Here is a 12,456-nt window from a genome sequence, read left to right on the forward strand (position 1 = left end):
CCCCGCGACCCCCACGAGAACACCGAGGGCAGCACGTGCACCCCAGCGACACCGCAGGCCCCGGCGGCACGGCGTCCGCCGCGACCTCCACCGACCACGCCATCGACGCGTCCGGCATCACCAAGGACTACGGCAAGGGCGACGTCCTCCACGGCATCGACTACCGGGTGCCCACCGGTACGGTCTCCGCCCTGCTCGGCCCCAACGGCGCCGGGAAGACCACCCTCATCGAGATCCTGGAGGGGCACCGCGGCCGCACCTCCGGCCGGCTCTCCGTCCTGGGGCTGGACCCGGGCGACCGCCGCGACTTCGCCCGCCTGCGCACCCGGATGAGCGTCGTCCTCCAGCAGACCGTGCTCGAACCCGGCCTGTCGGTCCGCGACATCCTGCGCCGCCACGCCTCCTACCACCCCGACCCGGTGGGCCTGGACGAGATCCTCGACCAGGTCGACCTCACCGCCAAGCGCTCCGCCCTGGTCAAGTCCCTCTCCGGCGGCCAGCTGCGCCGCCTGGACCTGGCGCTGGCCCTGACCGGCCGCCCCGAGCTGCTCTTCCTCGACGAGCCCACCACCGGCCTGGACCCGGTGTCGCGCCGCCGCATCCGCGCCCTGGTCTCGGGTCTGCGCGACAGCGGCACCACCGTGGTCCTCACCTCGCACGACCTCGCCGAGGTGCAGGAGCTGGCCGACCGCGTGGACGTCATCCGCGACGGCGCCTTCCTGGCCACGGGCACCCCCGACGAGCTGGTCCGCTCCTCGTCGGCGTTCACCGTCGTGGAGTTCGCCGACCCCGGCGTGGCCGCCGACCGCCTCCCCGACGGGGCGAACCTGGTCAACGGCCGGGTGCGCATCCACACCGACGACCAGGACACCGTGGTCCGCGACGTCCAGGCCTGGGCCGAGCGCGAGAAGGCGACCATCAGCGGGCTGACCATCGTGCCGCCGACCCTCGACGACGCCTACCTGGCGATGCTCGACGCGGGCGCGCAGAAGACCACCTCGGGGAAGGCCGAATGAGCACCACCGACACCGCGCCCGCCGCCCGGACCGCCCGCGCCAACGGGCTGCGCACCTTCCTGCTGCACGTCGACGGGGAGCTCAAGGAGTTCTGGCGCTCCCCGATCACCCTGGCGTTCATCGTCCTCATGCCGGTGATGTTCTACGTCGGCTTCGGGTTCGCGTTCCGCTCCCAGGGCGACACGGTCCTGGACCTGGGCGAGTACTCCATCACCCAGGCCAACCTGAGCTTCGGCGGCGTCCTGGGGTTCGCCCTCATGTCGGTGGCGTTCGCGAACGTCGCGATCGGCCTGGCGATCCGCCGCCACCAGGGGCTGTTCAAGCGCTTCCGGACCACCCCGGTCCGGCCGGTCACGGTGATGGGCGCCTACCTCGCCAACACCCTGCTGACCACGGTCATCGTGCTCGGGGTGGTCACGGTGATCGGGATGTTCATGGGGGTGGAGATCGCGCCGGAGCGCATCCCGCTCGTGCTCGCCGCGGTCGCGCTCGGGTTCGTGTGCATGGCCCCGCTGGGCGCGGCGGCGTCGCTGGTGCCGCCCAGCGCCGACGCGGCGGTGCCGATGGTCAACGGCGTCTTCTTCCCCACCGCCTTCCTGGCGGGCGGGTTCATCATCCTGCCGCTGGGCGACACCCTGAGCGCGATCGTCGACGTGCTGCCGGGGCGCCCGCTGACGGTCCTGCTGCACGGCGCGCTGTCGGAGTCCGGACAGGTCTGGGACTGGCCGTCGGTGTGGCTGCTGCTGGGCTGGTCGCTGCTGGGCACCGTGGTGGCGCTGCGCTGGTTCCGGTGGGCGTCCGAGCGCGAGCCGCGCGGCTTCGGGTCGGGCCGGCGCAAGGAAGCCGACGCGGACGCGGTGGGCGAGTGAGCACACCCGGCCCCGCCGACCGCTTCGACCACGTGGAGGGCCCCTACCTGGTCTCCCGCGTGAACCTGTACCCGTGCCGGCCGCTGCGGTCGGACCGCGCCGACCTGGAGCGCGACCTGCTGCGCACCCTCGCCGACGAGGAGGCGCACCGCGAGCACATCCGCGACCACCTGCTGGAGGCCCTGCACCTGCTCGCCCCGACCCTGGACGGCGAGGACGACCGGCGGACCGCGCTGGCCGTCAAGCGCGACGTGTTCAACCGCCGCCCGCCCCGCACGCCCCTGGTGGGGAACCCGCTGGCGTGGCGGATCGGGGCGCTGGGCGAGTGGGCCGACAGCTGGGAGCGCACGCGCGCGGCCACCGACGCCCTGGACGGGGCGCACGCCGGCGCCCTGGCCCGGGAGCGCGCCGAGCTCGCCGCGTGGGCGCGCGACCCGGACACCGACCGCGCCACGGCCCTGTCCAGCCCGGACCTGCACCGGGCCGTGGCCGCGCGGGCGGCGGCCCCCGGCGACCGCGAGCCGGACAAGCGCATGCGCAAGGCGGAGCCGGCCCTGGTGCGGTACCACTCCCGGTCCACGGTCAAGGTGAGCCCGTACTCGCTGTACACCGGCGTGTTCTTCGACGACCTGGAGCACCCGTCCTCCCCCTCCCGCGACGGGGAGCCGCTGCGGTTCACCACGGTCACCGGGCTGCGCCGGCTGCTGGTGCGCCAGGCCGCGCGGGCCCTGGCCGCCGACCCGGCGGCGCGCCCGGAGCTGGAGTGGGTGCTCACCGGCGGCGCGCGCCGCGAGGGCGACCGGCTGCTGGTGCGCCGGCGCCGCTGGGCGCCGCCCGCGGCGGGCTCGCGCGCGGAGGCGTTCGGCGAGGAGGAGGTCCGCCTGCCCCTGGCCGGGGCCTGGGGCGCCCTGCTCTGCGCGCTGGAGCGGCGGGCCGCCCGGCCGGTGGTCCTGCGCGTGCTGTGCGAGGAGCTGGCCGCGGACCTCGGACAGCCCCCGGCGGCGCTGCGCGACGTGCTCGCCAAGCTCATCGAGGCCGGGGTGCTGGTGCCCTGGGCGCCGGCCGCCGAGCAGGACCCGGAGTACGACCGCCGCTGGCACGAGCTGGTCCGCGGCCTGCCGGGCCCGGCGGCGGCCCGGATGGCGGAGGCGTTCGACGCGTCCAGTGAGGTGCTGCGCGGGTTCGCGGAGGCGGGCGGCGCCGAGCGCGCCCGCGCGGTGACGCACCTGGCGCGGCTGTGGTCGGCGGCGGTCACCCCGCCGGGGGCGGAGCCCGTCCCGCCCGAGGCCGCCTCGGCCCCCCTGGTGGAGGACTGCCACGTCTCCCGGGGCGCCCCGGTGCCGCGGGAGCGGACCCACGGGTGGACGGCCGACCTGCGGCGGATCATGCCGCTACTGCTCGCCCTGGACGACCAGCGGATGCTGTCGGGCGCGCTGGAGACCGTGTTCGTGTCGCGCTACGGCGCCGGCGGGCGCTGCGACGACCTGGACGCGTTCGCGGCGCACGCCCGGGCGGCGTTCCCGCTGACCCAGCGGCTGATGGCCGGCGACCCCGGGGCCCTCGCCGGCGCGGGTGGGGACCTGCGCCGCCTGGTGGCCGCCCGGCGCAGGGCCGTGGGCCACCTGGCCGAGCTGGCGCGCGGGACCGGCGAAGAGGCCGAGGTCGACCCCTCGGCGGTCGCCGAGATCGCCGGCCTCCTCCCCGAGCGCGAGTTCGCGGCGTACCGCTCCCTGGCCGTGTTCGGCCAGCCGGACGGCGACCGGCTCGTCCTCAACCACCTGTACGGCGGACGGGCCCGGTACTTCAGCCGGTTCCTGTCCGCTCTGCCGGAGCGGGTCCGCGACCGGGTCGCCGAGCACGTGCGGCGATCGGGCCCGCCCGGCACCCCCACCGTCCACATGCGGTCGGCGCTCGGGTTCAACGCCAACCTGACGCCGCCGCTGGCCGGGGAGGAGCTGGCGCTGCGCGACGAGCCCGTGGCGCTGCCCGGTCCCGCCACCTCCGATCTGTCGCTGGTGCACACCCCGGACGGGCTGCGGCTGGTGCGGCGCGGCGCCGGGGGGACCGACGGCGAGATCGACCCGGTGTACACGGGGTTCCTGGTCCCGCACGCGCTGCCCTACGACGAGATGCTCGTGGCGATGGTCGCGGACTCCCCGTTCTTCTCCTTCAGCGACACCGTGATGGACCTGCACGCCCGCCACGAGGCGGAGGGCTTCACGGGCGCGGTGCCGCGCGTGCGCGCCGGGTCCGTCACCCTGTTCCGCCGCCGGTGGGCGCTGGAGACCGCGGAGCTGGCGGCCCGCCCGGGCGAGTCCGCGGCGGAGCTGCACCGGCGGGTCAACGCGGTACGGCTGGCCCGGGGCGTGCCCGACCAGGTGTTCGCGCGCCCGCTCCAGGGCGCCCGGCTGGGGCCGATGGAGCGGGCGATGGCGCCCAAGCCCCAGCACCTGGACTTCCTGAGCAGGCTGCACACGGCGACGGCCGCCAAGCGGCTCGCGCACCTGGGGCCGCTGCTGCTCGTGGAGGAGATGTCCCCGGACCCGGCCGAGGCGGGCCTGAGCGGTCCGCGCGGCAGGCACGCCGCCGAGGTGTTCCTCGAACTGGCCGTCGTCCCGGCCGCCTCCCGGGCGGCCGTTCCCCCAGGCGAAGTGAGGCAGGCTCCGTGACCGTCGGACTCCGAGTGACCTACTACGAAAGCGACAAGGCGGCGCTGCTGGGCGAGTGCCTGGTCCCGGCCGCCCGCCGCGCGGCGGCCCTGCCGGGGGTCACCGCCGCGTGGCTGCACCTGCACTGGCGGCTGGGCCCGCACTGCGTGCTGTACCTGGACGGCGAGGACGCGGCGGTGGCCGCCGCGGCGGCCGGCACCGAGTCGGCCGCACGGGCGTTCCTGGAGCGGCGGCCCTCGGCCGCGGACCTGGAGCCGGGACGGTACGCGGCGTTCTCCGAACGGATGGGCCGCCTGGAGCTGGTGGAGCCCCCGTACGCGCCGCTGGAGCCGGACAACTCGGTGCTGCGCCTGGCCGGCGACCCGGTGGACACGTTCCTGCGCGGACCGGAGGCGACCGCCCTCAAGGGGCGGGTGCTCACCGACGGGCTGGAGCTGGTGGCCGACCGGGTGGACGGCGCGGGGGCGACCGCCCACGTGTTCGCGGGCATGGCGGCGATCGCCTCGCAGTACCCGGAGTGGGGGCTGCGGTCGGGCTACCAGGCGTTCCTGTCGCACTGGAAGGAGTACTTCCACTGGTCGGACCCGGACGGGGCGGCACAGGCGCGGCTGGCCGAGTCCTACCGGTCCCAGCGCGGCGACCTGGTCGCGCTGCTCGCGCCCGTGCACGCGGGCACCACCGCCGACCCCTCGGCACTGGGCTGGCTGGAGTGGACGCGCAGGTGGCTGCCCGAGGCGGTGGAGCTGGCGCGGCGGGACCACATCCTGCCCTACCCGCACCGGGACCGGCTGACGGCGGCGGCGCGGTTCGGCGACGACGTGCGGGTGCGGTGGAGCGGGTCGGACGAGCGGTCCTACAGCGACTTCCACCGGGAGTTCCGCAAGCTCGACTTCACCCGGCTCGGCGACGGGTACGGGTTCGCGGCGTTCCGGTTCGTCATCAACTGCTTCTTCGACCTGCTGCCGCTGATGGGGGTGGCCCCGATCCAGCGGTACTCGATCGCGTACCTGTTCACCGGGGCCGCCCAGGAGGTGGTGGGCGAGACCTGGGAGGAGACGGTGCGCCGGGTGGTGGAGCACCAGCAGGGCGACCCGGGGCTGCGGCCGACGCTGCCCTGGCGGGGCGGTGCGGGCGATGAGTGAGGCGGAGGCGGGCCGGGCGCTGCGGCTGAAGCGCGGGGTGCGGGCCCGGTCGCTGGCCGCCGAGGGCGTGGCCGTGAGCATGGGCGCGGCCGCGGTGGTGCTGCGCGGGGCCCCGGCGGAGGCGGTCTGGCGGGCGCTGGAGCCGGCGCTGCGCGCGGGGTTCACCCGGACAGCGCTGGTGGAGGGGTTCCCCGAGCGGGGGCGGGCGGTGCTCACCGGCATCCTCGACCGGCTGGAGGAGCACGGCTTCCTGCGCGAGGCCGAGGAGGAGCACGACCTCGACACGGCCGAGACGGCCGCCTACCCGCACCTGGAGGCGCTGACCACCCGGCCGTTCGCGGCGCTGCGGGCGCTGGCGGCCACACCGGTGCGGGTGCGGGCGGAGTCGGTCCCGGTGGAGGCCGCGGTGCGCCGCGCGCTGGGCCGGGCGGGCTTTCGCGACGTGTCCGCCGACACCGGTCCGCCGGAGCCGGGGATGCTGGCGACCGCGCGGTCGGCGGTGCCGGGCTCCCCGGAGGCGCTGCACGTGGTCGCCGCCGAGCGCGGCGTGTGGACGGCCGGGCCGCGCGACACGGCGGCCTCCCCCGCCGCGCTCGACGCGCTGCGCGCCTGGTGCCGGGGGCTCGACGAGCCCGCCGGGGCCGACCCGGGGGCTCCGGAGTCGGAGGCGGCGCGCACCCTGGTGGCGGCGCAGCTGGCGCTGGCCGTGGTGGCGCACGTGGCCAGGACGACCGGGGGCGCGGCCCCGGGGGCCGCGGAGGCGGGCCCGGAGTTCATGGTGACCACCGACGAGCTGGTCTCCGAGCCGCACCGGCTGCCGCTGCTGCCGGAGCTGGACGCGGGGCGCACCGGGGCGTTTCCCGGGGCCCTCGAGCCCGCGCCGCTGGTCACCGACCGGCTGGACGCGCTGGCGCCCCTGTGGGACCGGGTGTTCGGCCCGGTCGGCGAGCCGGTGCCGGGCGACCTGCCCCAGCTGCCCGTGGGGCTGGCCCGTACCGGCCGCAGCGGCGGGAGCGGGTGCGGAGTCACCACGGCGGAGGCGAGGCTGGACGCGCTGGTCGGCTCGCTGCACGCCGCGGCCTGGGGGCCCGGCGCGGGGCCCGGCGGGCGCGGGCTGGGGTCGACGCGCGCCGAGGCGGTGGGCGACGCGGTCGGCGACCTGGTGCTGCGCGCCGGGGTGCCGTGGAAGGAGGTGGACCCGCCGGGGCCGATGTCGGCGGCGGCCCGCCGCCTGTGGGCGGCGCTGACGCTGCGGTCGGGGGTGGCCGCGTCGGTCCGCTTCCACGAACTGGAGGGCGCGGGCCTGTGGCGGGCCGAGGTGCTGGGGCCGGAGGGCGCGGCGCCCGGCGCCGCGGACCGGGAGCCGGCGGGCCGCGCGGGCGGGACCGGGCCCGGCGGGGAGGCGGCTCCGGTCGGCGCCGCGGGCCGGGAGGCGGCCCGCCCCGGCGGGGCCGTCCTCGCCTCGGGCGCGGCGGCCGACCCGGACGCGGCGCTGCGCGAGGCACTGCTCCGCGCGGTCGCCGCCGTCCAGGGCGAGGACCTGCCGGGGCTGGCGGCGCACGCCGCCCGCACACCGGACGCGGCCGCCTCCCTGGCGGCCTGGGCCGCCGCCACCGGCCGGGTCCGCGTGGCGGCGCCCGCGGGCGCCGCCGCCTGGGCCGCCCACGGCGTCCACGCGGCGGTGGCCGAGTGGACGTGAGCACCGTGCCCCTCCGGCGCACCGCCACCGCCCCGGACGGCGCCGGTGCGCCGCGCCGGGAGCGGACACCCGCCGCGGCACCGCGGCGGGCACACGACGAAGGGGGCGGGCGTGGACACGGCACGGCATGAGAAGGCCCGGGTCCCCTCACCGGCGGCGGCGACGCTCGCGGAGCCCGCGACCCTCCCCGTCGGCGACGGGGTGCTGCACCTGGGCATGAGCGGCGCCCTGGCGGTGGTCGGCCCGTGGACCGGCGACGGCGCCGGGTGCTCCCGCTGCGCGGGGCTGTGGCGCCGCGACCTGGAGGGCGACTCCTGCCCCGACGCCGGGGAGCCCGGCCTCCTCCCCCTGTGGGAGGACGCCTGGACCGCCCTGGTCCGGGCCGCGGCGGCGGACCCCGGCGCCCTGCGGCTGGCGCTGTGGGCGCTGGACTGCCGTACCGGCGAGGTCACCCGGCACACCTTCGTCCCCCACCCGCGGTGCGCCCGCTGCTTCCCCGGCGGGGAGGGCCTGGGCGTGTCCGAGTCCCTCGCGGAGCTGGACCTGGACGCGCCGCGCCCGGTCGCCGGGGACGCGCTGCGGGTGCGACGGATGGACCGCGCCGCCCTGCGCGACCGGCTGCTGGACTTCCGGTTCGGCCCCGCCGCCCACCTGTACCGGGACGAGGAGTCCCCGCTGTCCCTGGTCACCTGCGAGACCGTCGCCCCCGGCCACACCCGGCGCGAGGGCGGCTACGGCCGGTCCGCCCGGTTCGCCGACAGCGAGGTCCCCGCGCTGCTGGAGGGCGTGGAGCGCGTGACGGGCGGCCACCGCCACAGCGGCGCGCCCCGCGTGTGGGGCTCCTACGCCGCGCTGGCCGACGACGCCGTCGACCCCGCGCGCCTGGGGCTGCACGAACCCGAATGGCACGGCCATCCCGCGTTCGACCTGGTCCCCTACACGCCGCAGACCCCCACCCACTGGGTGTGGGGCTGGTCCACCCTGGAGCGCCGGCCCGTGCTGGTGCCCGAGCACGTGGCGTTCTGGCACGCGGGCACCGGCGACACCCGCTTCCTGTACGAGTCCTCCAACGGCTGCGCGGTCGGCGGCGACCTCGCCGAGGCCGTCCTGTACGGGCTGTTCGAGGTGATCGAGCGCGACGCGTTCCTGCTCGCCTGGTACTCGCGGACGCGGCTGCGCGAGATCGGGGCCGCGGACCTGCCCGAGCTGGTGCACCTGGTGGACCTGCTCACCGAGCGCGGGCTGCGGCTGCGGCTGCTGGACGCCACCTCCGACCTGGGGGTGCCCACCGCCCTGGCGACGGTGACCGCGCCCGAGGAGGCCGTGCGCGCCGGGCTGGCCCCCGCGATGAGCCTGGCCACCGGGACCCACCCCGACCCGCTCCGCGCGCTGATGGCCGCGGTGGAGGAGACCGCCACCAACGCGCTCATGTACCCCAAGTGGGTGCGCATGCGGGAGTCGGTGGGCGTGGAGCGCTGCCGTCCCATGCTCGACGACTTCACCCTGGTCAGGAACCTGGAGGACCACACCGGCATGCACGGGCTCTGGGAGTCCCGCCCGCACTGGGAGTTCCTGGAGCACCCCTCCGGGACGGTGTCGGCTCGGGAGTTCGCGGCCCGGGGGCCGTCGTCGTTCGCCGGGGCCGACCTGGGCGCGGTGCTGCGCGGGCGCCTGGCGGCGCTGCACGCCCTGGGCCTGGACGCGGTGGTCGTCGACCAGAGCAGCGCACCGTACGCGCAGGCCGCCGGGGTGCGGTCGGTGAAGGTGATCGTGCCCGGGGCGCTGCCGATGACGTTCGGCCACACCCACCGCAGGACGCGCGGCCTGGAACGGCTGGAGCGCGCGTCCGACCTGTTCGAGGGAGGTGTCCCGTGGAAGCGACCCGGCGAGGTGTGCCCGGTGCCGCACCCGTTCCCGTGACGTCCGAGGCGGCGGCGCGGGCGCTCGCGGCGTTCCACGCGCAGTCGCACGGCAAGGACGTCGCGCCGGTCGAGACCCTGTTCCACGCCCCGGGGCTGGGCGACCCCGCGCTGCGGGCTGCCCGGGGCTCCGGGGCCCCGCTCACCCCGGCCGCGCGGGACGCGCTGGCCGCGCTGCGCCGCGCGGACGCGGCGGGCCCCGCCGCCGCGGGCCCCTGGCCCGCGGGGGCGCGGCTGGCGGCGGCCTGCGCGGAGGCGGTGCGGGTGCGCCGCGTCTCCCCGGCCGACCGCTACCCCGTGCACCGCTCCTACCCGTCGCCGCGCGGGCTGTTCGGCGCCGACCTCTTCCTGCTGCCCGCCGAGGGCGGGCGGTGGTGCCTGAGGATGGACCCGCGCACCTGCGCCCTGCACCCCTGGGGCGGCTCGCCCGTGCCCGGCGACCTGGACGCGGCGCTGGGCGGGGCCCGGATCGCGGTGGCGGTGGACCACCGGCGCTACCCGCCCGGATACGGGAGGCTGCGCCCGTCGCTGGCCCTGCTGGAGGGCGGCCACCTGGCCGCCGCGCTGGGGCTGGCGCTGCTCCGCGCCGGGCTGGCCCCGCGCACCGCGTTCGCACCCGAGGGGGTCCCGGTGCCGGAGGGGTTCGCGCCCTGCGCCGTGCTCACCGCCTCCCCCGCGGCCGACGGGGCCGACGGGGCCGACGGGGCGGCGCCCGCCCCCGTCCCGGGTGCCGCGGGCGCGGTGGAGATCGGTCCCGGGGCCCTGGCGCGGACGGCCGCGGCGGCGTCCCGCCCCGCCGCCGGGACCGCGCTGCGGGACTGGCTGGACGCGCGCACCAGCGGCGTGTCCACCGCCAACCTGGTGACCAGCGCGTACGTGTCCCCCGAGGACGGCGACGCCGTCACCTCCGCCCTGGCCGAGGCACTGGCGGCAGCGGTCCCGGCCGTGCCCGCCGACACCCTGCGGCTGGACCGGATCGTGCTCGCCGGGGACAGGGTGGACGACCGGGTCGCCTCGCGGCTGCTCCCCGGCGGTGCCGCCGGGCCCGGCCGGCCGGTGCCGCGCACCGGGGACACCGGCGCGTCCTCCTCCCTGGGCTTCACCCTGTCCGCGGATTTCGGGCCGTGGGCGCGCGCCTTCGGCGGGCGCGCCCAGACCGCGCTGCACCCGCTGCTCGGCTGGATCGCCCAGTGGGGCTGCCTGGCCGCCGCGGGCGGCGGGCTGTGCGCCCGGCCCATGCGCAACTACTCGGAGCCGGAGTGGGCGGCGGTGCTCGGCCTGGAACCCGACGAAACCCCCGCCTACCAGCTGTGGGTGCGCGCCGAGCGCGGCGCCTACCTGGACCTGCCCGTGGACGGCGTCCAGCCCTGACCCCGTCCTCCCCTCCCCGCCCGAGCGAGCCCGAAGGATCCCCCCGTGAGCCGCACCTGGTCCGCCGTGTACGTCCACCTCCACCGCAGCCGCGAGGACATCGACGCGTTCCTGCTCGACCGCCTGGCCCCGGCGGCCGAGGCCGTGGTCGCACAGGGGGGTGCCCGGGCCTGGTTCTTCCTCCGGTACTGGGCGGGCGGCCCCCACCTGCGGGTGCGGTTCCTGGAGGCCGACGCCGACGCGGTGCGGGGGTTCGCCGACCGGATGCGCGCGGCGGCCCGGGACACCTCCGGCGCCGCCCTGGACCTGGCCCCGGACACCTACTACCGGGGGCTGCCGCAGGCGGACCCCGCGCACTGGCACGCCGACGGCGAGGTCGCCGACGCGGTGTACAAACCGGAGACCGAGCGGTACGGCGGGCCGGGCGCGCTGGAGGTGTGCGAGGACTTCTTCTGTGCGAGCACCGCCATCGCCCTGGCGGTGCTGCGGTCCGCGCCCCGGCCCGGGCAGCGCCAGGCCGTGGCCGCCGACCTCGTGTCCCTGGCGTTCGGGGTCCTGGGGCTGGGCGACGTGGAGGCGGTGCGCCAGGCCCGGGGCTACCACGCCTCCTGGGACTTCTCGGCGGAGGTGGCCCGGGGCGGCGACGGCCCCCGGGTGGAGGCCGAGCGGCTCTTCCACGCGTCGCCCGCGCGGTGGCTCCAGCGGCGGTCCCTGCTGGAGAGGCTGGTGGCCCGGGAGGGGGAGAGCACCCACCACCTGTGGACGCGGGCGCTCGGCGGGGCGGTGGACCGGCTGCGGGAGCTGCACGGCGAGCGGCCTCTCGCCAACGACCTCACCCGGATCGTGTGGTCGCTGCTGCACATGCACCACAACCGGCTGGGGCTGGACATCGACGACGAGCGGCGGATCGCCTGGCTGGTGTCCCTGGCCTACCCCCGCCGGGAGGCACCGGAGGACTACTTCGCGGACGGTGCGGCGGTGCCGGACCGCGTGTACGCGGAGGCCTCCAAGTACCGGACCGAGGGCATCGCCGCCGCCCAGCTCCCCCGCCCGGTCCCGGTGGAGGCCGACCCCTCCGAGGCGCTCGGGGCGCCGGTGGCGGAGCTGCCGCCGCCGCTGCCGCTCACCGCGCCGCTGGGCGAGGTGCTGGCCCGGCGGTCCAGCGCGCACGGGGCCTACGGGCCGGGTCCCTCGCTGGCGGAGCTGTCGTCGCTGCTGGGGCACGCGGCGGGGATCAGCGCGGAGCGCGCCGGGGAAGAGGGCCGGCACCGGCCGCCGCGCAACCACCCCAGCCCGGGAGGGGCGTACGCGACCGAGGTGTGGGCGGTGGTGCGGGACGTGGCGGGCCTGGAGCCGGGCACCTACCGGTACCGGCCGCGGGGGCACGCCCTGGTGCGGGCGGACGGGCCGGTACCGGTGGAGCGGCTGACGGCGCTGTCACCGTTCCTGCGCCCGTCGGCGGACGGGATGCCCGGCGCGGTGACGGCGAGCGCGGGGGTGATCGTGTTCCTCGTGGGGAACGCGGGCAGGCTGCGGGCCGGGTACGGGCAGCGGGCCCTGCGGCTGCTGCTCCAGGAGGCGGGGCACATCGCGCAGAACGTGACCCTGTGCGCGACCGCCCTGGGACTGCGCAGCCTGGTGGTCTCGGGGTTCGCGGACGACGCGGCGCACGCGCTGCTGCACCTGGACGGGATCGACCGGATCGTGCTCACGCTGGTGCCGGTGGGGGGCGGGGGCGCCGCCTGACGGCGCGCCGGGCGGGGCGGGGTGC

The 12,456-nt window shown here is 77.9% G+C and carries 8 protein-coding genes; all 8 read left to right on the forward strand.

Annotation, left to right across the window (positions count from 1 at the left end; genetic code table 11):
* Window positions 1-35 precede the first annotated feature (35 nt).
* The 8 genes from BUE45_RS18505 (at window position 36) to BUE45_RS18540 (ending at window position 12,431) form a co-directional block, all read left to right on the forward strand.
* Window positions 36-1,016 (forward strand): ABC transporter ATP-binding protein, encoded by a 981-nt coding sequence (locus BUE45_RS18505; RefSeq protein ID WP_073380608.1) that lies wholly within the window; start codon window positions 36-38, stop codon window positions 1,014-1,016.
* Entirely contained in the window at window positions 1,013-1,885 is an 873-nt protein-coding gene (locus BUE45_RS18510; RefSeq protein ID WP_073380609.1) for an ABC transporter permease, read from the forward strand. Before BUE45_RS18505 ends, BUE45_RS18510 begins: the two co-directional genes overlap by 4 nt.
* Window positions 1,882-4,554, forward strand: a complete 2,673-nt coding sequence (locus tag BUE45_RS18515) for a lantibiotic dehydratase (protein ID WP_073380610.1) — start codon at window positions 1,882-1,884, stop codon at window positions 4,552-4,554. Before BUE45_RS18510 ends, BUE45_RS18515 begins: the two co-directional genes overlap by 4 nt.
* A gap of 14 nt (window positions 4,555-4,568) precedes the next feature.
* Window positions 4,569-5,696 (forward strand): lantibiotic dehydratase C-terminal domain-containing protein, encoded by a 1,128-nt coding sequence (locus tag BUE45_RS18520; RefSeq protein ID WP_245833341.1) that lies wholly within the window; start codon window positions 4,569-4,571, stop codon window positions 5,694-5,696.
* Entirely contained in the window at window positions 5,689-7,395 is a 1,707-nt protein-coding gene (locus BUE45_RS18525; RefSeq protein ID WP_073380612.1) for a hypothetical protein, read from the forward strand. Before BUE45_RS18520 ends, BUE45_RS18525 begins: the two co-directional genes overlap by 8 nt.
* A 111-nt stretch (window positions 7,396-7,506) precedes the next feature.
* Window positions 7,507-9,315: a TOMM precursor leader peptide-binding protein gene (locus BUE45_RS18530; RefSeq protein WP_073380613.1), complete on the forward strand. Its 1,809-nt coding sequence runs from the start codon at window positions 7,507-7,509 to the stop codon at window positions 9,313-9,315.
* The gene (locus BUE45_RS18535) at window positions 9,312-10,685 is read left to right on the forward strand and encodes a hypothetical protein (RefSeq protein ID WP_245833343.1); all 1,374 of its coding nucleotides are present in this window, start codon (window positions 9,312-9,314) and stop codon (window positions 10,683-10,685) included. The genes BUE45_RS18530 and BUE45_RS18535 overlap by 4 nt, the downstream gene beginning before the upstream one ends.
* A 45-nt stretch (window positions 10,686-10,730) precedes the next feature.
* The gene (locus tag BUE45_RS18540; RefSeq protein ID WP_073380615.1) at window positions 10,731-12,431 is read left to right on the forward strand and encodes a thiopeptide-type bacteriocin biosynthesis protein; all 1,701 of its coding nucleotides are present in this window, start codon (window positions 10,731-10,733) and stop codon (window positions 12,429-12,431) included.
* The last annotated feature ends 25 nt before the right edge of the window (window positions 12,432-12,456 follow it).

Source organism: Nocardiopsis flavescens (genome assembly GCF_900141985.1).
Taxonomy (GTDB): Bacteria; Actinomycetota; Actinomycetes; order Streptosporangiales; family Streptosporangiaceae; genus Nocardiopsis; species Nocardiopsis flavescens.

Coding starts and splice junctions, on each gene's coding strand:
- BUE45_RS18525 (WP_073380612.1), top strand. CDS start 5,689: ATGAGTGAGGCGGAGGCGGGCCGGGCGCTGCGGCTGAAGCGCGGGGTG.
- BUE45_RS18510 (WP_073380609.1), top strand. CDS start 1,013: ATGAGCACCACCGACACCGCGCCCGCCGCCCGGACCGCCCGCGCCAAC.